Here is a 20,789-nt window from a genome sequence, read left to right on the forward strand (position 1 = left end):
TGGTGCGTAGTGGTGCGGGTCAGCGGGTCAGCGGGTCAGTGGGAGAGCGTGGCGACGGCCTCGGCGTGGATTCCGGGCGCGGCGGCCAGGAAGCTCCCGCTCTGCGGGGTCCAGGGGCGGCCCTCGGCGTCGGAGATCCGTCCGCCCGCTTCGGTGACGAGCAGTGCCCCGGGCAGCAGGTCCGCGCGGGCGCCGGCGAACTGCCAGAAGGCGTCGATGCGGCCGGCGGCCACGTTCGCCAGGTGCAGGGTCGCGGGCACGGCGGTGCGGACGACGAGCGCGTCGAAGAGCATCGCGGTGATCGAGGAGCCGACGCGCCGTACGACCTTCTCGTCCTCGTCCGGCCGGGCCTGGCTGGTGGCCACGATGCCCAGGCCGAGGTCCGCGGTGGGGGAGACGTGGAGCGGCCGTCCGTCGAGGTGGGCTCCCGCGCCGGTGAGCGCGGTGTAGGTCTCGCCGGTCAGCGGCAGGTGGACCACGGTGAGCACCGGCCGGTTGTCGCGGACGAGGGTGGCGGTCACCGCCCACTCCGGCAGGGCGTGCAGGTGGTTGACGTTGCCTTCGGCCGGATCCACGACCCACCACTCGCCGGGCGGCAGCGCCCCGCCGTCCAGCTCGTCCTCCACCCAGCCGGCGTCCGGGCGCAGGTGCGTGAGCCGGGGGCGCAGGATGTCGAGGGCCGTGTCGTCGTTGGCGGCGAGCGCGTGCATCAGCTCTTCGCGGGTCCGGTGGTGGACCACCTCGCCGAAGCGCTCGCGCAGCGCCGAACCCGCCTCGCGTACGGCGTTCGCGGTGCGGGCGAGCAGGTCGGCGTCCGAGGAGGCGACGTCGGTGGTCCGAGGCGTTTCGGACATGGTGGTACTCCTGTCTGGGGAGGGGTGTTGAGGCCGGTCGAGGGCCGAACTGCGCTTTGCTTCCCGCGCTTTCGCCTCAACGGTAGACAGCCCGGCGATTGACTTCAAATGCATGTCAAGCACGTCTAGAGTGACTCGCATGCAATTGGATCTGAACCTGCTCGCCGCGCTCGACGCGCTGCTGGAGGAGGGCAGTGTGGCCGGGGCGGCGGCGCGCCTGCATGTCACCGCCCCCGCGATGAGCCGGAGTCTGGGCCGGATCCGGCGCACGACCGGGGACCAGATCCTGGTGCGCACCGGCCGCACGATGACCCCGACGCCGTACGCGATCGCGGTGCGGGCGCAGGTGCACGAGCTGCTGCACCAGGTTCAGGGCGTGCTGGCACCGAGCCGTGAACTCGATCTGGCAACGCTGGAGCGCACCTTCACGCTCCGCTGGCACGACTCCCTGGTCGCCCTGAGCGGCCCCGCACTGCTCGCGGCCGTGCGCGAAGAGGCGCCGGGCGTGCGCTTGCGCTTCGTCGCGGAATCGAGCGTCGACACCCCGGAGTTGCGGCGCGGCGAGGTCGACCTGGAGGCGAACGCCAACCGGCCGAGCGCACCGGACGTCCGCGCCGAGAACGTGGGCGAGTCCCGCCTCGTCGTCGTCGTGAGGCGGGGGCACCCCCTCACCCGTGGCGGGACCGTCACGGCGGAGCGGTACGCCGCCGCCGAGCACGTCACCGTCTCGCGACGCGGAAACCTCGGCAACGCCCTCGACGACGCCCTCGCCCGGCTCGGCCTCACCCGCCGCGTGGTGGCGAGCGCGCCCACGGAGGCGGCCGCGGTGGAGTTCGCGCGCGGCTCCGATCTCCTGATCACCGTTCCCGAGGCCACCACTCGGTCCGCGGTCGCCGACCTCGGCCTGGTCGCGCTTCCCCTCCCGCTCGAACTGCCCTCGGCACCGGTGTATCTGACGTGGCATCAGCGCTACGACACCGACCAGGCCCACGCCTGGCTGCGCGGCCTGGCGCGAACCGCGCTGGCCACGGGCGGAGCGTCGTAGCCGTAGCCGGCGCCGCCCGGCCGCCCCGCCGTACGGTGCTTCAGGAGGACGCCGCGGGGACGAGGTGGTCGAGTCCCTGCGCGCTGCCCGTCGCGGCCTCGATCGAGCGCGGCAGCATGACGCTCTCGTAGGCGCGGACGGCGTCGTCGACGCCGGACTCGGCGACGAGGGCGTGGGCGAGATCGGCGCCGTCGAGCATGGCGAGGTTGGCGCCCAGCCCGACGGGTGGCATCAGGTGCGCGGCGTCGCCGAGCAGTGTGACGCCGGGGACGTGCTCCCAGGTGTGCGGGGCGGGCAGGACGAACAGGGACCGGTGGACGAACCCGTGGTCGCCGTTGCGCAGGAGGTAGCGCAGGCTCTCGTCCCAGTCGTCGAACAGCCTCAACAGGTGTGCCTGCACAGCCTGTTGGTCGCCGAGGTCGACACCGGCGGCCTCGTGCCAGTCCTCGGGCGCGCGGAGCGCGATGTAGGCGCGGATGTGGCCGTTGCTGTTGCGTTGGGCGACCAAGGACCTGCCGGCGCCCTTCGCCAGCATCGATCCGTTGCCGACCAGCCGCGCGAGGTCGGGATGGCGGGTGTCGCAGTCGTCGAATCCGGCCTCGACGAAGGTGACACCGGTGTAGGCGGGTACGGCGGGGGACAGGGCCGGGCGAACCCGGGACCAGGCGCCGTCGGCACCGACCACCAGGTCGAAGTCCTCGGCGGTGCCGTCGCCGTAGTGCAGCCGGCAGGTGCCGTCCGCCAGTGGGGTGACGCCGGTGACGGCACGGTCCCACCGCACCGTGTCCTCGGTGAGCGAGTCCAGGAGCAGACCGCGCAGCTGGCCTCGGTCGATCTCCGGCCGGCCGCCGTCGGCGGACGGCCCCTGCTGTGCCAGGAGGGCGGCGGTGGCGAAGTCGAGCACGCGCCACTCGTCCCCTTCGGGGCGGGCGAGGGCGTGGAACCGGTCGAGGAGCCCCGCCGCACCGAGCGCGGCCTGCCCGGTGCCGGGATGCATGTCGAGGGAGCCGCCCTGCGGGCGGGAGGCGGCGGATGCCTCGCGTTCGAGGACGGTGACGGAGCGGCCGTGCTGCTGGAGGACTCGGGCGCAGGTGAGGCCGCCGAGGCCGGCGCCGACGATGGCGATGCGGGGATCACGAGCAGAGTGCATGGAAGTGCCCCTCGGGAGGTGGGTCGGTCGCCGGGCGGCCCGGCGCATCACCAAGAAACCACACTCGCTCAATAAGTGCAATGACTACACTTTTGCAGCGAATGCACTTCGAGGTACGGTGGGTGGGTGACCGAACCGACCGGGCGCCGCGAGCGCAAGAAGGCCCAGACCCGCCAGTCCCTGGCCGACGCCGCACTCGAACTCTTCCTCGAACGCGGCTACGACCAGGTCGGCGTCAAGGACGTCGCCGACCACGCCGACGTCTCGGTGACCACCCTGTTCAAACACTTCTCCGGCAAGGAAGCCCTGGTCTTCGACCAGGACGACGAACTGGAAGCAGAACTCGTCGCCGCCGTGCGCGACCGCGCCCCCGGCACGTCGATCCCCCGGGCCCTCCGCGAGCACATGCTGCGGAAGCAGACCCAGCTCGCCGTCCACGCCACCGACCCGCGGTTCGCCGACTTCACGCGCCTGGTGCAGGAGACCCCCGCACTGTGCGACTACGCCCACCGCATGTGGACGCGCCACGAAGCGGCCCTGGCCAGGGCCGTCGCCGAGGCGGTGGGTGCGCCCGAGGACGACGTCAGCTGCGCCGCCCTGGCCCGCTTCGCCCTGGAGGCCCGCAGCCTCGTCCTGCGGCACGCCGAACCGCGCCGCGCCGCCGAGGAGGCCTTCGCGCTGCTCGAACACGGCTGGGCGGCCGCCCACCCGGGCGCCTGACCGGGCCGCCGGACGCCGGCCGCTCCGCTGCGCGTGGTGGCGCTGTGCGCCGCGTGGGTCACTCCTCACCCCTACCGGCCACCGTGGTGTCACGCTCGAACCCTTGACCGGATCTTTTCCGTATCGCCATGATGAGCCGTCAAGTTGTGACTCCGCCCTCGGGGGAAGTCCGGTTCGAGTCCGGCGCTGACCCGCAACGGTAGGCCTCCGACCCCGCGTCGGTGGCGAGCCCGAGTACCCGTCGGCGGAGGTGTGTCGTCCACTCCTCCCGTCGTGGTCTGCGGGCCGGAGCTCAGAGGGCTGCCCGGTGCGTCGCCGAGGCCCTCCGGGCGCCTGCGCGCGGGCCCGGAAAGGTCTCCATGCCCGCGCTCCGCCGCACCCTCGGTCTGCTCGCGATACCCGCCCTCGCCCTTGCCGCCGCGCTCCCGGCGGCCACCGCCGCGAGTGCCGCGCCCGCCGCCCCGACCTCGTCCGCGACGTTCCGCCCCGACGCCGCCGCGGGCGGCTGGCTGGCCCGCCAGCTCGTCGGCGGCGACCACTTCGAGTCCGTCTTCAACGGGACCGCCTACCCCGACCAGGGCCTGACCATCGACGCCGTGCTGGCCTTCGCGGCCTCGCGCAGCTCCGACGACGCCGCCGCGAAGGCCACCGCCTGGCTGGCGAAGCCCGAGATCATCAGCGGCTACCTCGGCGACGGCACCACCGAGGCCTATGCGGGCGCGACCGCCAAGCTGCTGCTCGCCGTCGAGGTCCGAGGCGGGGACCCGACGGCCTTCGGCGGCGTCGACCTGCCGACCAGGCTGCGCTCGCTGCAGACCGCCGGAGGCCGCTTCTCCGACCGCTCCCAGTGGGGCGACTACAGCAACGCCTTCGGCCAGTCCCTCGCCCTGATCGCCCTGCACCGCACGCCCGGTGACGCCCCGGCGGCGGCGGTCGACTTCCTGGCGAACAGCCAGTGCGCGGACGGCGGCTTCCCGGTCTCCTTCGGCCAGGCCGCCTGCACCAGCGACCCCGACGCCACCGCGCTCGCCGTCCAGGCCCTCGCCGCCACCGGTCGCGCCGCCAAGGCGAACACGGGACTCGGCTGGCTCACCGCCCACCAGAACGGCGACGGCGGGTTCGCGGCCGCGGGGGCGACCGCCTCCAACGCCAACACCACCGGCCTGGCCACCCAGGCGCTGTTCTCCGGCGGGCGCCTGGCCGCCGGGTTCAAGGGCTGGAGCCGGCTGGTCAAGTTCCAGCAGGACTGCTCCGCCGACCCGGCGGTCCGCGGTGCCGTCGCCTACGACGCGAGCGGTTTCAACGCGGGCAACGGCGCCCGGGCCACGGCACAGGCCGTCCTCGGCCTCGCGGGCACTCCGCTGGCCACGCTCTCCGCCGCCGGTGCACGCCCCGGCGCCCCGACCCTCGCCTGCCCGGCCACGGTTACGGACACGACCACGGCCACGGCCACGCGCTGAACGAGCCCGACTCCAGGAGGATTTCACCGATGACCGACACCTTCACCGCGGTCCGCCGGGCCCGCCCGGTCCGCCCGGTCCGCCGTACGCTCGGGTCGATCGCCGCCGCGGCGGCCCTCACGGCCGGCCTGCTCGGCGTCTCCGCCGTCCAGGCCCCGCAGGCGCGGGCGGACGCCTGCACCGGCACCACCGGGGTCACCGTCGTGGTCGACTTCACCGCCGTCGGCGGCGGCGTCCAGACCGGCTGTGCGCCCGGCGACCCGGCCAACGGCCTGGCCGCGCTGACCGGGGCCGGGTTCTCGTACTCCTTCCACCCGCGCTTCCCGGGCTTCGTCTGCACCATCAACGCCCTGCCGACGACCTGCACCAACCCGACCGGCAGCGCCTACTGGTCGTACTGGCACGCCCAGCACGGCGGCCCCTGGTCGTACAGCAACCTGGGCGCGGGCAGCTACAACCCGGCACCCGGCGACGTCGAGGGCTGGTCCTTCGGCGCCGGCGCCCAGCCGGGCATCACCGCGCCCTGAACCGCGCCCTGAATCGCGCCCTGAACCGCGGACGCCGACCGGTGCCCCGGCCCCTCTCCTGCGAGGGGCCGGGGCACCGGTGACCCCCCACCGCTGCGCGCGTCAGCCCCGGTCCCGCACCGGGTTCTCCCGCTCGGCCACCGTTGACGCCTCATTGACTCTCCTTCGGCCAGCGTGGTCTGATGAACCGATTTTTTGCCCTCGGCATTCAGGGGAAGCCGGTCCAACTCCGGCGCTGACCCGCAACCGTGGACCCACCTGAGGGTGGGTGAGCCGGAATGCCTGGACCGGGGGTGTGTTCACACAGCACTTGCGTCGTCGCGGACTACGACGTGGTCTCGACGGCCCGGTGTTCCCCGTGGGCGGCCGTCGGCTGCGCCGTTTCTCCCGTGTCGACCGACCAGGGAGTCGTCGTGAGGGTCAGCAGCAGTCGTACACGTCACAGAAACCGGGACCTCGCCTCGCTGGTGGTCGCCGGTGCCGTCGCGGTCGCCGCCTGCGGCACGGTCCTGCTGGGACACCCCGAGAGCGCGGCAGCCCGGCCGACGATCCCGGCCCTGACCGGTACCGACCTCACCACCGCCCGGCACGACGCGGACGGCCCCACCGCCACACCGACCCCGTCCGCGGGGAGGAAGCCGGACGCCGCCAAGGGGAGTGGCTACCTCACCGACCCGTCCCGCCTGACCGACGGTCACTACTACGAGGGGTTCCCGGCCTTCGCCGACTTCGGCCTGACCATCGACGGGGCCTACGCCCTCGCCGCGACCGGCACGGACGACGCCGCGCTGCGCAGGATCGTCGACTTCCTGGACCAGCAGGGCAAGGACGCGAGCGCGCGCACCGTCAACGACTGGACCGCCATCGGCACCGAGTACGCCGGCGGCGGGTCCATCGGCAAGGAGGCGCTGCTCGCCGAGGCGGTCGGCCGCAACCCGCGGAACTTCGGCGGCCACGACCTGATCGCCGCCCTCGCCGCGATGGTGTGCACCAAGGCCGACGCGAGCACGGGCTGCGACGCCCCGGGCAACTACACCTACGCCACCTCGGTCTTCTCCCAGGCGCTCGCCGTCATGGCCCAGCTCCGGGCCGGAGAGCCGACCGGTGCCGCTCCCGCGATCGGCTACCTGAGGAGCCTCCAGCACCCGGACGGGTCCTGGCCGAGCCTGATCCCGGCCGCCGGTGACTCGGATGTGGACAGCACGGCCATGGCCGTCATGGCCCTCGCCCTCGTCCCCGGGGACGAGGCCGCCCAGGCGGTCGACAAGGGCCTCGGCTGGCTCGCCGCACGGCAGTTGCCCGACGGCGGCTTCCCCGGCGCGGCCGGCGACTCCACCAACTCGGCCGCGCTGGCCGTCCAGGGCATGACGCTGCGCAAGGCCGCCTACGGGGGACAGATCGCCAAGGCGCTCGACTTCCTCGCTGGGCAGCAGAACGGTGACGGCGGGTTCAACGTCGCCTCCGCCGGGCAGCGGGGGTCGGACGTCCGGGCGTCCACGCAGGTGCTCGGCGGTGCCACCGGCATCTCCTTCGGCACGCTGTCCCGCGACCTCGGCGGCTCGCCGACGCCGACCGGGACGCCGTCCACCACTCCGACCGGCACGCCCACCCCGACGAGTACGGCCACCCCGACGAGTACGGCCACCCCGACGAGTACGGCCACCCCGACGGGTACTCCCTCCACCACTCCGACCGGTACGCCCACCCCGACCGGCACCTCCACGCCGACCGGCACCTCCACCCCGACGACCACGTCCGCCGGGACCCCGACGGGCTCGCCCACCACGACCGGGCCCGACCCGACCACCGGCCCGCCGTCGTCCGGTGGCATCGACGCCCCGTCGTCCGGCGGTGCCGATGCGGTCGGAGGCGTACCGGTGCGGACCGGTTCGGACCACCTCGCGAGCACCGGATCCCAGGCACTGGCGCTGACGGCGGGTGCCGGTGCGCTGACCGCGCTCGGTGCCGCTGCCGTCATCGTCGCCCGTCGCCGCAGCGCGGCCACTCCGGGGCGTCACCGGTGAGCCGGGGACTCGGGGAGCGGCTCGCCCGGCTGTCCGGGGCGGCGGCACTGACCTCCGCGCTGGCATTCGGCGGCCTCGCCGTGGGCGTGGTCCCGGCTGCTGCTGCGCCGTTGCCGATGGAGCAGTGCACCCCGACCTCCGGGGTCGTCCTCGCCGTGGACCTGAGCAAGTGGGGCGGCCCGCTGCTGCGCTCCTGCGGCTCCACGCCCACCACCGGCTACACCCTGCTGAACCAAGGGGGTTGGAAGACCACCGGCACCGGCCACGACGGCCCGGCCTTCATCTGCCGGATCGGCTACAGCGGTTACCAGGGCGGCAAGCAGTTCCCGACCCCGGACCAGGAGAAGTGCGTCCTGACACCTCCGGCCACCGCGTACTGGTCGTACTGGCACGCCGATCCGGGCCAGAACGAATGGTCCTACAGCCAGCTCGGGGCGATGCTCTACCAGCCGAAGCCCGGCAGCGTCGACCTGTGGATCTTCGGCGGCACCAACGTGGAGGGCACCGAGGGGCGTCCGACCTTCTCGCCGGACAGTGTCCGGGCCCACAACCCCGGCCCCGGCGGGCAGCCGGCAGACCCGGGCCAGGGCACGACGGGCGGCTCCGGCGGAGCAGCGGGCGGTTCCGGGGGGACGGGCGGATCGGGTACGACGGGCGGATCCGGTACGACGGCTGGATCGGGTACGACGGGCGGCAGCGGCTCCGGCGCGACCGGCCGGGGCCCGTCCCCCGCCGCACCCCGGCCGGGCGGAGCCCGTCCGCCCGCGCCCGCCACGACCCCGGGAGCGGGTACGGGTGCCGCCGACACCCCCGCGGACGGCATCACCCCGCCGGGCGCGCCCGAGCCCACGCCGGTTCCGGCCGAAGTGTCCACCGCCCCGCCGACCGCGCCCCCGAGTGACGGGCCGACACCGCAGACGGCCGTGGCCGCGGCCGGGGTGACGTCCGCGCCCGCCGTGCCCGGCGGGGTGGTGGACGCCGACCCGGTGGCCGACGCCCCGCACGACGCCGGCTCGATGGTTCCCGCGGTGCTCGGGTCGGTCCTCGTCGTGGCGCTGGGCGTGGCCACGGTGGTGGCCGCCCGACGCCGTCGCCGACGGGCCGAGTGATCCGGTGAGCACGTTCGACACCCGCCGTCCCGGCTCCCCTCGGCGTGCCGCCGGGCGGAGCGCGGGGGGCCGGCGCGCCCCGCGCAACCTTCACCCGCTGGCCTGGTGGGCCTGGGCGCTCGCCCTGGCGACAGCGGCCAGCCGCACCACCAACCCCTTGCTGCTCCTGCTCGTCCTCGCCGTGCTCGGCTACGTGGTCACCGCCCGCCGCAGCGAGGCCCCGTGGGCCCGCGGGTTCACCTACTACCTGTGGCTGGCGCTGACGGTGGTGGCGATCCGGGTGGTCTTCCGATGCGTCTTCGCCACCGGTATCACCCCGCACGACCACCTGCTCTTCTCCCTGCCGCACATCCCCACCCCCGACTGGTACGCGGGGATCCGGATCGGCGGCCCGGTCTCGCTGGAGGCCACGCTCTCCGCGGCCTTCGACGGGCTGCGGCTGGCCTGTCTGATCTGCTGCATCGGCGCCGCGAACACCCTCGCCAACCCGAAGCGGGCCCTGCGCGTCCTGCCCGGTGCCCTGTACGAGCTCGGCGTCGCCGTGACGGTGGCGCTCAGTGTCGCGCCCCAGCTGGTGCAGAGCGTCCAACGGGTCTCCCGGGCACGGCGGTTGCGTGCGGGGCGGCGCAAGGGCGTCCGTGCCCTGCGGAGCATCGTGGTGCCGGTCCTGGAGGACGCGCTGGAGCGTTCGCTCGGCCTCGCGGCCGCGATGGACTCGCGCGGCTACGGGCGTTCCGGCACCGCCTCGCGCCGGTCCCGCCGGCTCACCGGCGCGCTGATGCTGCTCGGCATGTGCGGCCTGTGCGCCGGGGTGTACGGACTGCTGGACGGGACGGCCCCGGCCGCGCTCGGCCTGCCCGCCTTCCTCGCGGGTGCCGTGCTCTGCGTGGCGGGTCTGCTGCTCGGCGGGCGCCGGGTGCGGCGCACCACCTACCGGCCGGACCGCTGGCGGGCCGCCGAGTGGGGCGTGGCCGGTTGCGGAGTGGCCGCCGCCGTGCTGCTGTTCGCCACCGTCGGCTACGACGCCACCGACCTCAACCCCTCCCTCTACCCGCTGACCTGGCCGACGCTGCCGCTCGTCCCGGTGCTCGCCCTGCTCCTGGCGGGTGCGGCCGGGATCGTCTCGCCGCCGCCCGGCCGCACGCCCGGACCCACCGCCGTGCCGGGGCCGCGCCCGACCGCGTACCCCGACGACGACGCCACCACCACCACGACCACCACCGACCGCACGACCTCCGAGGTGAGCACGTGATCCGATTCGACCGGGTCGGCGTGGTGTACGACGGCGAGAGCACGCCCGTCCTGCGCGACGTCGACCTGCACATCCCGGAGGGCGAGTTCTGCCTGGTGGTCGGCCGTACCGGGGCGGGCAAGTCCACCCTGCTCGGCGCCGTCAACGGCCTCGTGCCGCACTTCACCGGCGGCACCCTGCGGGGCCGGGTCACCGTGGACGGCCGGGACACCGCCCACCACCCGCCGAGAGAACTCGCCGACGTGGTCGGCGTCGTGGGACAGGACCCGCTCGCCGGCTTCACCACCGACACGGTGGAGGAGGAACTCGCCTACGTCATGGAGCAGTTGGCGATCCCCCCGGAGGTCATGCGCAAGCGGGTCGAGGAGACCCTGGACCTGCTCGGCCTGGCCGAGCTGCGCCACCGCGCCCTGCACGAGCTCTCCGGCGGCCAGCAGCAGCGCGTCGCCATCGGATCCGTCCTCACCGCGCACCCCCGCGTACTGGTCCTGGACGAGCCGACCTCCGCGCTCGACCCGACGGCGGCCGAGGAGGTGCTGGCCGCGATCACCCGGCTGGTCCACGACCTCGGGGTGACCGTCCTGCTGGCCGAGCACCGCTTGGAGCGAGTCGTCCAGTACGCCGACCGCGTCGCCTACCTGCCGGGGGACGGGACGGTCGTGCACGGTCCGCCCGCCGAGGTCTTCCGGGACACCGCGATCGCGCCGCCCGTCGTCGACCTCGGCCGCCTGGCCGGATGGCGGCCACTGCCGCTGTCCGTCCGGGACGCCCGCCGCGCCGCCGCACCGCTGCGGGAGCGGCTCGCCGACGTGCCGGTTCCCCCGCCGCGCCGGGCAGCGGTGGCGGGGGAACCGGTGCTGGAGGCGAAGGGCGTGGTGGTCCGGTACGGGCCGGTGGCCGCCGTCCGGGACGTCCGGCTGGACCTGCGCGCGGGCGAGGTCACGGCGCTGATGGGCCGCAACGGCTCCGGCAAGTCCTCGCTGCTCTGGGCCCTCCAGGGCTCCGGGCCCCGCCAGGGCGGCAGCGTGAAGGTCACCGGAGCCGGAGCCGGAGCCGGAGCCGGGGCCGGGGCCGGGGGCGGCCCGGCCGCGGACCCCGGGCGCCTGTCTGCGGCCCGGGCCCGTCGGCTGGTCGGGCTCGTCCCGCAGACCCCCACCGACCTGCTGTACCTGGAGACGGTCGCCCAGGAACTCGCCCAGAGCGATGTCGAAGCCGAGGGCGCCGACGGGCCGACCGCCCGGCAGATCCTGGACCGCCTGGCCCCCGGGATCCCGGACGACACCCACCCCCGGGACCTCTCCGAGGGGCAGAAGCTGGCCCTCGTCCTGGCGATCCAACTGTCCGCCGCACCACGGGTCGTGCTGCTGGACGAACCCACCCGAGGGCTCGACTACCACGCCAAGGAGGCGCTCACCGGCATCGTGGACGCGCTCGCCGCCGAAGGCCGTACGGTCGTCGTCTCCACCCACGACGTCGAGTTCGTCGCCTCCGCCGCCGACCGCGTCGTGGTGATGGCCGAGGGCGAGATCGTCGCCGACGGGCCGACCGCCGAGGTCATCGTCGCCTCGCCCACCTTCGCCCCGCAGACCGCCAAGATCCTCGCCCCACTCGGCTACCTGACGCCCCGGCAGGTCGCCGAGGCCCTCGAACCGGCGGAGGCCGCGCGATGACCGCCGTACGGATCCCCGGCCGGGCCCGCGTCGTCGTCGCCCTGGCCGCCTTCATCGGCCTGGTCGCCTTCACCTGGCCGTTCGTCGTCGCACCCGGGAAGTTCGGCTCCAACTACGCCCCGCCGCTGATCTTCGGCGCCCTGCTCGTCCTGGTCCTCGCCGTCGTCATCGCCGAGATCTCGGCCGGCGGCATCGACGCCAAGGCGCTCGCCATGCTTGGCGTCCTGTCCGCCGTCAACGCCGGGCTCCGACCCCTCGGCGCCGGGACGGCCGGCGTGGAGACGGTCTTCTTCATCCTCGTCCTGGCCGGCCGCGTCTTCGGCCCCGGCTTCGGCTTCACCCTCGGCTGCACCTCGCTGTTCGCCTCCGCCCTGCTCACCGGCGGAGTCGGCCCCTGGATGCCCTACCAGATGTTCGGCTGCGCCTTCGTCGGCATGCTCGCCGGCCTGCTGCCGAAGACCCGGCGGCGCCGGGTGGAGGTGCCCGTGCTGGCCGTGTACGGGGCCTTCTCCGGCTACCTGTTCGGCTTCCTGCTGAACCTGTCCTTCTGGCCGTTCTCGACCGACCCGAACAGTTCGATCGCCTACCTCCCCGGTCTGCCCTTCACCGAGCAGTGGCACCGCTACCTGCTGTTCGACCTCGCCACGTCGCTCGGCTGGGACACCGGCCGCGCCGTCACCACCCTGACCGCCGTGCTCGTCGTCGGGCCCGCCGTCCTGACCGTCTTCCGCCGAGCGGCCCGCCGCGCCAACTTCGAGCCCACGGTGCACTTCGAGGCCCCGGACGGCCCGGCCGCCGCGGCGGAGCCACGAACCGTCGCCCACCCCACCGGGCAGGCGCACGCCTGAACCGAAAGGGCCGCGTTCGCGGTGGCCGTCCTGGACGGGGCGCTGCTCGGGTACGGGCTGCGGGAGGCGAGGTGGCAGCCGACGCCGGGCGGCCTGTTCCCGCTGTCGCTGCCCGCCCGCGACGCCGTTCCCGTCGCCGACCCGGCCGAGCTCGCCGCGCGGTTCGCGGCGGAGGTGCTGGACGGGCCGGTGCGGGAGCTGGGCGAAGCGGTGGCCGCCTACTCCGTCTCGCCGCGGATCCGCTGGGGCAACGTCGCGTCGGCGGTCAACGGAGCGGCTGCGGGCGTCGCCCGCTCGCGGCCGGAACTCGCCCTGGCAGCAAGGGAGTTCGCGAGGCACCTGTTGACGGTTCCGCCGCTGCGCGGGGCCGGCACCGTGGCCGCGGACGGCGCCGGTTTCCGTCGCCGCAGCTGCTGCCTCATCTACCGGGCCGCACCGGACCGGGCCGGCGCGCTGTGCGGCGGCTGCATCCTCGCCGGGCCGGCGGACGCCTGAGCGGAGCAGGGCCCCCGCAGGCCTGCCGCAACCCCCCCAGGCACGGCCGATCCCAGGAAGGATGATGAGCGGAGCCATGGCCCCACGCGAGGACCGACTGCCCCGGCGGCCCACCGAGGCCCCGATCGGCTGACCGGCCGATCGCAGGGGCGACCGGCCGTGCGGTTTTCGGCCAATAGGGGTGCGGGCGCCGGGCCGTTCCACGACTCCGCTTAGGGATACCCGCGGGCATGTTATTGAACATGTCCCTGACAGGAGCGTCCGGGCGGTGACGGCCGGACGCTGTGACGGGTGTTCCGTTTGGAGGCGCGGCGGTTCGGCGCTTCCGGCCAAGGTGTACCGGCCCTGTTCCGTGGGGTCCGTCGTTCGCGGAGGATTCGTTGCCCGAGTCCTCCGGTCGGGACCGGAGGAGCGTGGATACGCGTCCTGCCGTGCCACGGGTCCGGCGGACGTCAACGGGGTTGGAGGGGGCTTTGTCCAGAGGTGCCGGCATGGCGCGGTCGTCCGCGCGCTCGCGGTTCCGGTGGATCGTGTTCGTGGTGGCGACGGCGCTGGTGGCTCCGTTGGCGCAGGCGGGAGGCCTGCCACCGGCGCAGGCGTCCGCGCCCGCCTCCTCGCCCGCGTCCTCACCCGTATCCGTGGCATCGAGAGCGGTGCCGCGGGACCTGCCGATCCTGTCGGTCCCGTCGGGGGCCGGGCAGCAGTCGCAGGCCGAACTGCGGGAGCCGAAGGCCGACTTCGCACCCTTGGCGACCAGCGGGGATCCGCGCTCCGACGAGCGGGGACGCGAGCGCGCCGCAGCCCAGGAGGCGCCGCAGACCAGCCCGGTGTCCCCGGTCGACGGCGCCGTGGTGGGGACGGAGACGCCCGCGCTGCAGGTGGCCGCGGCCGGTGACGGCGTCCTCTACTGCTTCAAGGTCTCCACCGGGTTCGACGGCCGTTCCGGCAGCGTGGTGGACTCCGGGTGCCTCGACCAGCCGCAGTGGACGGTCCCCAAGCACGTGCTGCACGACGGCGGCCGGTACACCTGGACGGCGGCGACCGCGGTGTCCGGCGGGACGACCGCCACGCCGCCCCAGTGGGTCGGGCACTTCACGGTCAACCAGCGGGTCGGCGACCCGGGGCCGGCACCGACCGACCACCTGGGCCCGGTCACGGTGAACCTGTTCAACGGCAACGCGCACGTCGAGGCCGCCGGGCCGGCGTTCCAGACCGTCGGCGGATCGGCGGGCGTCAACCTCGCCTACAACTCCCGGGAGGGCGCCCCGCACGGCGTCCGAACCTCGTACTTCAACGACTCCCGGCACACGGGGACCCCGGACGCGATCCCGGTGATGGTGCGCGGCGAGTCACAGGTCAACCTGGACTGGGGCATCCCCTGGACCGGCAACCCGGACAACCTGCCGTGGCGTGACAACCCGATGCCGCCCGCCCTGGACAAGAACTGGTTCGTGGTGCGCTGGGAGGGCCAGTTCAAGGCCCCGGTCACCGGGGACTTCCGGTTCGCCGGCGCCCACACCGACGGCGCCCGGATCTGGCTGGGCGACAAGCTCGTCTACGACAACGCGGGGCCCGCCGAGCCCGGCAACGACTTCCTGCTGCCCGGCCCGCGCCAGGCCGGCGAGCTCGCGTTGAAGGCCGGCCAGTTGGTGCCGATCCGGGTCGAGCTGTACCACCACTCCGACGACCGTCCGCGCATGGTGCTGTGGGCCAAGAGCAGCACCGGCACCGACGACCACCGCGCCCACAACCTGGATCCGAGGATCGTGCCGACGGAGTGGCTGCTCTCCGCGGACTCCCAGGCGCTGCCGGCGGGTTGGACGCTGTCGGCGCAGTCCAGCGGCTACAGCCGTGCCGAGATGCTGGACGGCTCGGTGGTGCTCACCGACGGAGCCGGCGGCAAGCACACCTGGGCCAAGGCCTCCACGGGCGGCTACGCGCCGCCGGCCGGTGAGGACGGCGTCCTCGCCTTCGACACCTCGGGCCGGATCACGCTCACCGAGGGCGACACCGTGTCGCTGTTCAACCCCGACGGCACGCTGGCGGCGGTGGAGTCGGTGCTGGACGGCAAGAAGCCGGCCGCCCTGCAGTACCTCTACAGCGGGACGCCGCCGCGGCTGACGCAGATCAAGGACCCGGTCTCCGGCCGGTCGCACCAGCTCTTCTACAACACCGACGGCGGCGACGGCTGCTACGGCGCAACGCCCCGCCCGCCCGGCTCGGACCCGGCGCCGCCGCAGATGCTCTGCCGCATCCGGTACTGGGACGGCAGCGAGACCAGGCTCTGGTACCAGATGGGCACCCTGGCCCGGGTCGAGAACCCCGGCGCGGTCATGCAGGACTTCGACTACCTGGGCCGGGCCTCGGCCAAGCAGCGGTACGACGAGGCCGGGGACAACGAGGAGGAGAAGCAGAAGGCCCTGGACAGCATCGGGCCGCTGGCCACCATCCGGGACGCCCTGGCCTACGACTGGGTGGCGCACCAGGCCCCGTCCGCGGCGAACGCGTGCACCAACACCGGTGACACCGCCGCCGCCTGTACGGTGATCGGCTACGACTCCGTGACCGAACAGCCCCAGGAGCCGCCCGCCCTGCGCGCGGTCCAGGTGCTGGCACCGGCCCCGGACGGCCGCTCCGCCGACAAGCGCGCCGAGCACTTCTACCAGTACTACCTGGAGCGCAAGCAGGCCACCGTCGCCCTGGCCGGGGTGTACGACTCCACCCGCTCCCGCACCGTCACCTACGACGACGCCGGACGCACCCTGGTCACCACCGACTTCACCGGGGCGAGCATCGCCGCGGAGTGGAACACCAAGGACCAGGCCACCGCGGCCGTCGACAGCGCCGGCCGCCGCTCCACGACGGTCTACGACCACGCCGACCGCCCGGTCGACAAGTACGGGCCCGCGCCGGCGTCCTGCTTCACCGGCCAGACCCCGACACCCGCCTGCGCGGCGAAGATGCCGCACACCCACACCACCTACGACGAGGGACTGGCGGGGCTGTCGGCCGCCTTCTACGACAACCCGGAACTGGCGGGCGTGCCACAGGCGTTCGCCACCGGGGTCGGCTCCGCCGACGGGGCGCTGTCACGGTCGTGGGGACCGAGCCCGCCGGTGGCGAACACCGGCGGCTGGTCCGGACGCTTCACCGGCGAGGTGCAGTTCCCGGCCGCCGGGCAGTACGGCCTCGGGTTCACCGCCGTCGACGGCGTCCGCCTCTGGGTCGACGACGTCCTGACCGTCGACAGCTGGAGCGACAAGCCCGCCACCGCGGTCACCGGCACGTACGCCAACACCACGGCCGGCAGCCGGCACCGCGTCCGCGTCGACTACTACAACCGCTCCGGCACGACCGGGGCCCTGGCCTTCACCTGGACCCCGCCCGGCACCGGTACCCCGGTCCCGGTACCCGGGACGAACCTCGCACCCCGCTACGGCTGGGCGACGGGCACCACCACCGACGACACCTCCGGCGGCGACCAGGAGCGGGCACCGTCCAGGCGTGGTGCGAGCGGCTACGCCGACCCGGCTGCCGGCATCGACCCGGTGTACGGACTCAAGGTGTCCGCGACGGCCGACCCGGGCGGGCTCAACCTCACTGCCCGCTCCACCTTCGAACAGCCGGGCACGGGGTACCTGCGCAAGCTGGCCGAGGCGCTACCGGCCGGCGACATCACCGACCCCGACCGGCGTGACACCACCACGTACTACGGCGACACCGAGACCCGGGCCAACCCGTGCGACCCGAAGGCCCCGGCCGCCAACCAGGCCGGTATGACCAAGACGGTCACCGGAGCCAAACCGGGCAGCGGGTCGGCGTTCACCAGCGAGACGGTCTACGACGAGGCCGGCCGTCTCGTCGCTGAGCGCGTCAACGACGAACCGTGGAGCTGCACCAGCTACGACGTACGCGGGCGGACGATCCAGAAGGTCTTCCCGGCCTTCGGGGACAAGCCGGCGCGTACGGTCGGTTACGACTACGCGGTCGGCGGGGACCCGCTCACCTCGAAGGCCGGCGACGCGAACGGGTCGATCACCACCGTGATCGACCTGCTCGGCCAGGAAGTGGGCTACACGGACGCCAACGGCGTCACGTCGACGTCCACCTACGACCAGGTCGGCCGGTTGGCCACCGACACCACCACGGTCAAGGGCGTGTCCAGCACCGTGTCCTACGCCTGGAACGACGCCAACCAGCTGACCCAGGTCAAGCTCGACGGCACCGTCGTCGCCACCCCCGCCTACACCGCCGCGGCCGAACTGGCCGCCGTCGCCTACGGCAACGGATCCCGCCTCGACTCGTTGACGCGCAACGACTCGGGCAAGCCCACAGCGCTCGCGTGGAAGACCGTGGCCTCCTCCGTGGTCGACACCGTCACCCGCTCCCGGGACAACCGCATCACCGACGACGCGGTGACCGAGGACGGCAGGAACACCGCGAGCTACTCCTACACCTACGACCCGGTGGGCCGGCTCGTCGCCGCGACGGTCCCGCACCACCGGCTCACCTACCGGTTCGACCCGGCCGACGGGTGCGGACCGGCCAGGACCTCCGGGCTGAACACCAACCGCACCGCGTCCACCGACAGCCGCGACGGCGCCGCAGCGGTCACCACCGACTACTGCTACGACGGCGCCGACCGGCTGACCGCGACCACCGGCGGCCTGGCGCTGGAGTTCGGCTACGACGCCCGCGGTGACGCCGTGAAGATCGGCGGCGACACCCTCGGGTACGACTCCACCAAGCGCCACGTCTCCACCACCACCGCGGGTGGCACCAGCATCGTCTACACCCGCGACCCGGCCGACCGGTTGACCGGCCGGACCGTCACCGGAGCCGCCGACCAGTCGAAGAACGGGACCACCCGCTACTCCTACACCTCCAAGCACGACGACGCGGACCTGGTCCTCGACAAGGACGGCGCTCTGCTGCAGCGGATCGTGGCGCTGCCCGGCGGGGTCCTGCTGACCAAGAACTACGACCGGACCGCCACCACCAACTGGTCCTATCCCAACATCCACGGCGACGTGCTGTTCACCGCCGACGGTACCGCCGCCCGTACCGGCGCCCTGCACCTGTACGACCCGTTCGGGCAGAACATCGACCCCACGACCGGCGCTTTCGCCGACGTGCCGACCCCGGCCACCGCGGCCGGCGGCATGGACTTCGGCTGGTTGGGCCAGCACGAGCGGCCGGTGGAGCACTTGGCCGGTCAACAGGCCATCGAGATGGGCGCCCGCGTCTACCTGCCGGTGCTGGGCCGGTTCCTGCAACTGGACCCGGTGTCGGGCGGATCGGCCAACGACTACGACTACGTCAACGGCGACCCGGTCAACGGACTGGACCTGGCCGGGACGTTCTCCTGGAAGTCGGTGGTGCACGTGGCGACCACCGCGGCCGAGGTGGTGGCCTACGTGCCCGGCCCGATCGGAACGGTCTCCTCCGGGTTGGCGGCCGCGGGCCAGCTCGCCCAGGGCAACAAGGCCGCCGCGGCGATGGACGCGCTCGGCATGATCCCCGGCGGCAAACTCGCCAGCACCGTGGCCAAGGACGCCGCCAAGGAGGCCTCGACGCTGGGCAGGGCCGCCGCGGCCGTCGAGAGGTGCAACTCCTTCTCCCCGGACACCCAGGTGGAGATGGCCGACGGCAGCACGAAACCGATCAGTGAGATCCACGAAGGCGACCAGGTCATGGCCACCGACCCGGCCACCGGTGTCACGGTCGGGGAGCCCGTCGCGGAGGTCATCGTCGGTCACGGGACCAAGCACCTGATCGACATCGTCGTCCGGGGCCCGCAACGGGCGGCGATCACCGCCACCGCCGGCCACCCCTTCTGGGTCCAGGACCGTGGCTGGGTCGACGCCGGAGACCTCAGGGCCGGAGACCTCGTCCGCGACCCGTCGAGCGCCGACACCGTGTGGGTCGCCGCGGTCCACGACCGCGGTGAGGTCGCCGACCAGAGCGTCTACAACCTCAGCGTCAGCGGAATCCACACCTACCACGTCCGGGTCGGCACCGAATACCTCCTCGTCCACAACGCCGCGTGCCCCCTGCACGGGAACGACGCCGTCAAGGAATGCCCGTTGTGCCGCATCAACGGCACGGGGGAGCGCAAGGCGGTCGACCCCGTGGCGGAGCACGAAGTGGGGGCCAAGTCGACCCGGGAGGAGGCCAGCGCGCGAGTGGACGTGGTGGACAACCTCATCCACCCCCAGGCCGATCCGAGCGGCCTGGGCGCGGCGATCCTAGCCGGCGCCGCAGCCGCCCGACTGGGGCACACGACGAGGAACGTGATCAGCAGGTTCAGGAGGTAGCGGAACGCCGTCGGAAGCCCCGGTCGCCCGCCGGTCGACCGGAACACCCACCATGGGAGGACCACGCGTGGCCAGAACCACAGTCAGGAAGAGAAGATCGTTGTGGCGGGTCGCGACCGCCATCGGCGCGATGGTGGGTGCGGTCGTGGGGGTCGGCGCGGTGCCGGCCACCGCCGCGCCCCCGGCGGAGGCGAGCCTCACAGCGCTGGTCCAGCTGACCTTCGCCAACGTCAGCAACGGGAAGCTGCTGGACATCCAGGACGGCAGCTTCGACGACAACGCGGCCGTCTCCGTCAACCCGGCGCCGGGGTCCGCCACGACGTGGCGCATCAACACGAACATGAGCCTCGGCTCGGGCTTCGCCATCGTCAACACCACCACCGGCAAGTGCGTGGACCTGACCACCGCCCGCTACCAGCTGCGGCAACAGCCCTGCGACGGGCGGGCGTCCGAGCAGTGGTACTTCCAGCCGATCGCCGGATCGGCGCAGAAGGCGTTCAGGATCCGCCAGGTCGGCGACAACTCCTGCCTGACCGTCCAGATACCCCCCGCCTACGACAACTGGGCGTACACCTACCGCTGCGACAACACGCCGTACCAGCAGTGGACGCTGCCCGACGCGGTCTACCAGACGGCGTGGAACATGGCCGTGGACTACGCGGCCGCCCGGTGCAACAAGGACACGGCGACCTGCTCGTGGTCCACGACCAGCCAGACACCGCCGTTCACGCTGCCGGAGGCCTGTGTCTCCCCGATCTGGTTCAACGACACCTCGACCACGATCCCGTGGGAGTTCTCGCTGAGCACCACCACGGGGTGGACCAACACCATCGGCTTCAAGCTCGGCGGGAGCCTGAAAGTCGGCGGCAACATCGGCCTGGCCAACGTCGAGCTGACGATCACCGGTGAGATCAACGGATCGACCACGCTGGACCTCAAGCAGGAGCTGGGCAGCAAGCTGACCGTGAGCGTGCCCCCGCGCCAGTACGGCTGGGTCACGCTGTCCGAGCTGGCCACGAAGGCCACCGGAACCTTCACGTTCGACGCCCAGGGCTTCCCCTGGACCGCCGACGACACCATCACCGTGCCCCTCAAGTACGACACCAACGGCGGCGCGAGCATCTACAGCGCACGGACCAGGCCCACGTTCACCAACTGCGCCGGAACGTAGCAGCGCCCGGTCGGGTGAGGGGGTGTGGTGGCCCAGGCCCCCACACCCCCACCGCGCGCTGTGTGGTCACCCCCCTCGACTATACCACGTCGACCTGTGTCTTATACACAACAGACGCAGCCGACGATTTAGGGTGTGTTGATATAG

Annotated in this window: 14 protein-coding genes and 2 riboswitches; of the genes, 12 read left to right on the forward strand and 2 right to left on the reverse strand. The window is 73.4% G+C overall.

The window, feature by feature from the left end:
• Window positions 1-35: 35 nt before the first annotated feature.
• Entirely contained in the window at window positions 36-854 is an 819-nt protein-coding gene (locus ACFV8H_RS11340) for an inositol monophosphatase family protein (RefSeq protein ID WP_380398571.1), read from the reverse strand.
• Between the two features lie 139 nt (window positions 855-993).
• Between ACFV8H_RS11340 and ACFV8H_RS11345 the strand changes: the two genes are divergently transcribed.
• Window positions 994-1,899 carry a LysR family transcriptional regulator gene (locus tag ACFV8H_RS11345; RefSeq protein ID WP_380398573.1) on the forward strand — a complete coding sequence of 302 codons (906 nt, stop codon included), beginning with the start codon at window positions 994-996 and terminating at the stop codon, window positions 1,897-1,899.
• Window positions 1,900-1,939: 40 nt separating this feature from the next.
• Here the strand turns inward: ACFV8H_RS11345 and ACFV8H_RS11350 are convergent, their stop codons facing one another.
• The gene (locus ACFV8H_RS11350) at window positions 1,940-3,049 is read right to left on the reverse strand and encodes an FAD-dependent oxidoreductase (protein WP_380398575.1); all 1,110 of its coding nucleotides are present in this window, start codon (window positions 3,047-3,049) and stop codon (window positions 1,940-1,942) included.
• Window positions 3,050-3,175: 126 nt separating this feature from the next.
• Here ACFV8H_RS11350 and ACFV8H_RS11355 point away from each other — a divergent pair, with 126 nt between their 5' ends.
• The 11 genes from ACFV8H_RS11355 (at window position 3,176) to ACFV8H_RS11405 (ending at window position 20,642) form a co-directional block, all read left to right on the forward strand.
• Window positions 3,176-3,769, forward strand: a complete 594-nt coding sequence (locus tag ACFV8H_RS11355; protein WP_380398577.1) for a TetR/AcrR family transcriptional regulator — start codon at window positions 3,176-3,178, stop codon at window positions 3,767-3,769.
• Window positions 3,770-3,889: 120 nt separating this feature from the next.
• Window positions 3,890-4,030: riboswitch (cobalamin riboswitch) on the forward strand.
• A gap of 98 nt (window positions 4,031-4,128) precedes the next feature.
• A complete protein-coding gene (locus ACFV8H_RS11360) occupies window positions 4,129-5,229 on the forward strand; it encodes a peptidase (RefSeq protein WP_380398579.1) in 1,101 nt (366 codons plus the stop codon).
• 29 nt (window positions 5,230-5,258) lie between these two features.
• On the forward strand, window positions 5,259-5,756 hold the full coding sequence (locus tag ACFV8H_RS11365; protein ID WP_380398580.1) for a flagellar hook-length control protein FliK: 498 nt from the start codon (window positions 5,259-5,261) through the stop codon (window positions 5,754-5,756).
• Between the two features lie 160 nt (window positions 5,757-5,916).
• A riboswitch (cobalamin riboswitch) is annotated at window positions 5,917-6,061 on the forward strand.
• A gap of 162 nt (window positions 6,062-6,223) precedes the next feature.
• The gene (locus ACFV8H_RS11370) at window positions 6,224-7,780 is read left to right on the forward strand and encodes a prenyltransferase/squalene oxidase repeat-containing protein (RefSeq protein WP_380398582.1); all 1,557 of its coding nucleotides are present in this window, start codon (window positions 6,224-6,226) and stop codon (window positions 7,778-7,780) included.
• The gene (locus ACFV8H_RS11375; protein ID WP_380398584.1) at window positions 7,777-8,889 is read left to right on the forward strand and encodes a hypothetical protein; all 1,113 of its coding nucleotides are present in this window, start codon (window positions 7,777-7,779) and stop codon (window positions 8,887-8,889) included. Before ACFV8H_RS11370 ends, ACFV8H_RS11375 begins: the two co-directional genes overlap by 4 nt.
• A 4-nt stretch (window positions 8,890-8,893) precedes the next feature.
• Window positions 8,894-10,141, forward strand: coding sequence for a CbiQ family ECF transporter T component (locus tag ACFV8H_RS11380; RefSeq protein ID WP_380398586.1), 1,248 nt, complete (start codon window positions 8,894-8,896; stop codon window positions 10,139-10,141).
• Window positions 10,138-11,811: an ABC transporter ATP-binding protein gene (locus ACFV8H_RS11385; RefSeq protein WP_380398588.1), complete on the forward strand. Its 1,674-nt coding sequence runs from the start codon at window positions 10,138-10,140 to the stop codon at window positions 11,809-11,811. The genes ACFV8H_RS11380 and ACFV8H_RS11385 overlap by 4 nt, the downstream gene beginning before the upstream one ends.
• A complete protein-coding gene (locus ACFV8H_RS11390) occupies window positions 11,808-12,659 on the forward strand; it encodes an ECF transporter S component (protein WP_380398590.1) in 852 nt (283 codons plus the stop codon). The genes ACFV8H_RS11385 and ACFV8H_RS11390 overlap by 4 nt, the downstream gene beginning before the upstream one ends.
• A 21-nt stretch (window positions 12,660-12,680) precedes the next feature.
• A complete protein-coding gene (locus ACFV8H_RS11395) occupies window positions 12,681-13,154 on the forward strand; it encodes a hypothetical protein (RefSeq protein ID WP_380398592.1) in 474 nt (157 codons plus the stop codon).
• Between the two features lie 638 nt (window positions 13,155-13,792).
• On the forward strand, window positions 13,793-19,471 hold the full coding sequence (locus ACFV8H_RS11400; RefSeq protein WP_380398594.1) for a PA14 domain-containing protein: 5,679 nt from the start codon (window positions 13,793-13,795) through the stop codon (window positions 19,469-19,471).
• 100 nt (window positions 19,472-19,571) lie between these two features.
• Window positions 19,572-20,642 (forward strand): RICIN domain-containing protein, encoded by a 1,071-nt coding sequence (locus ACFV8H_RS11405; RefSeq protein ID WP_380398596.1) that lies wholly within the window; start codon window positions 19,572-19,574, stop codon window positions 20,640-20,642.
• Window positions 20,643-20,789: the final 147 nt, after the last annotated feature.

The sequence above is a fragment of the Kitasatospora sp. NPDC059827 genome, from assembly GCF_042731675.1.
GTDB lineage: Bacteria > Actinomycetota > Actinomycetes > Streptomycetales > Streptomycetaceae > Kitasatospora.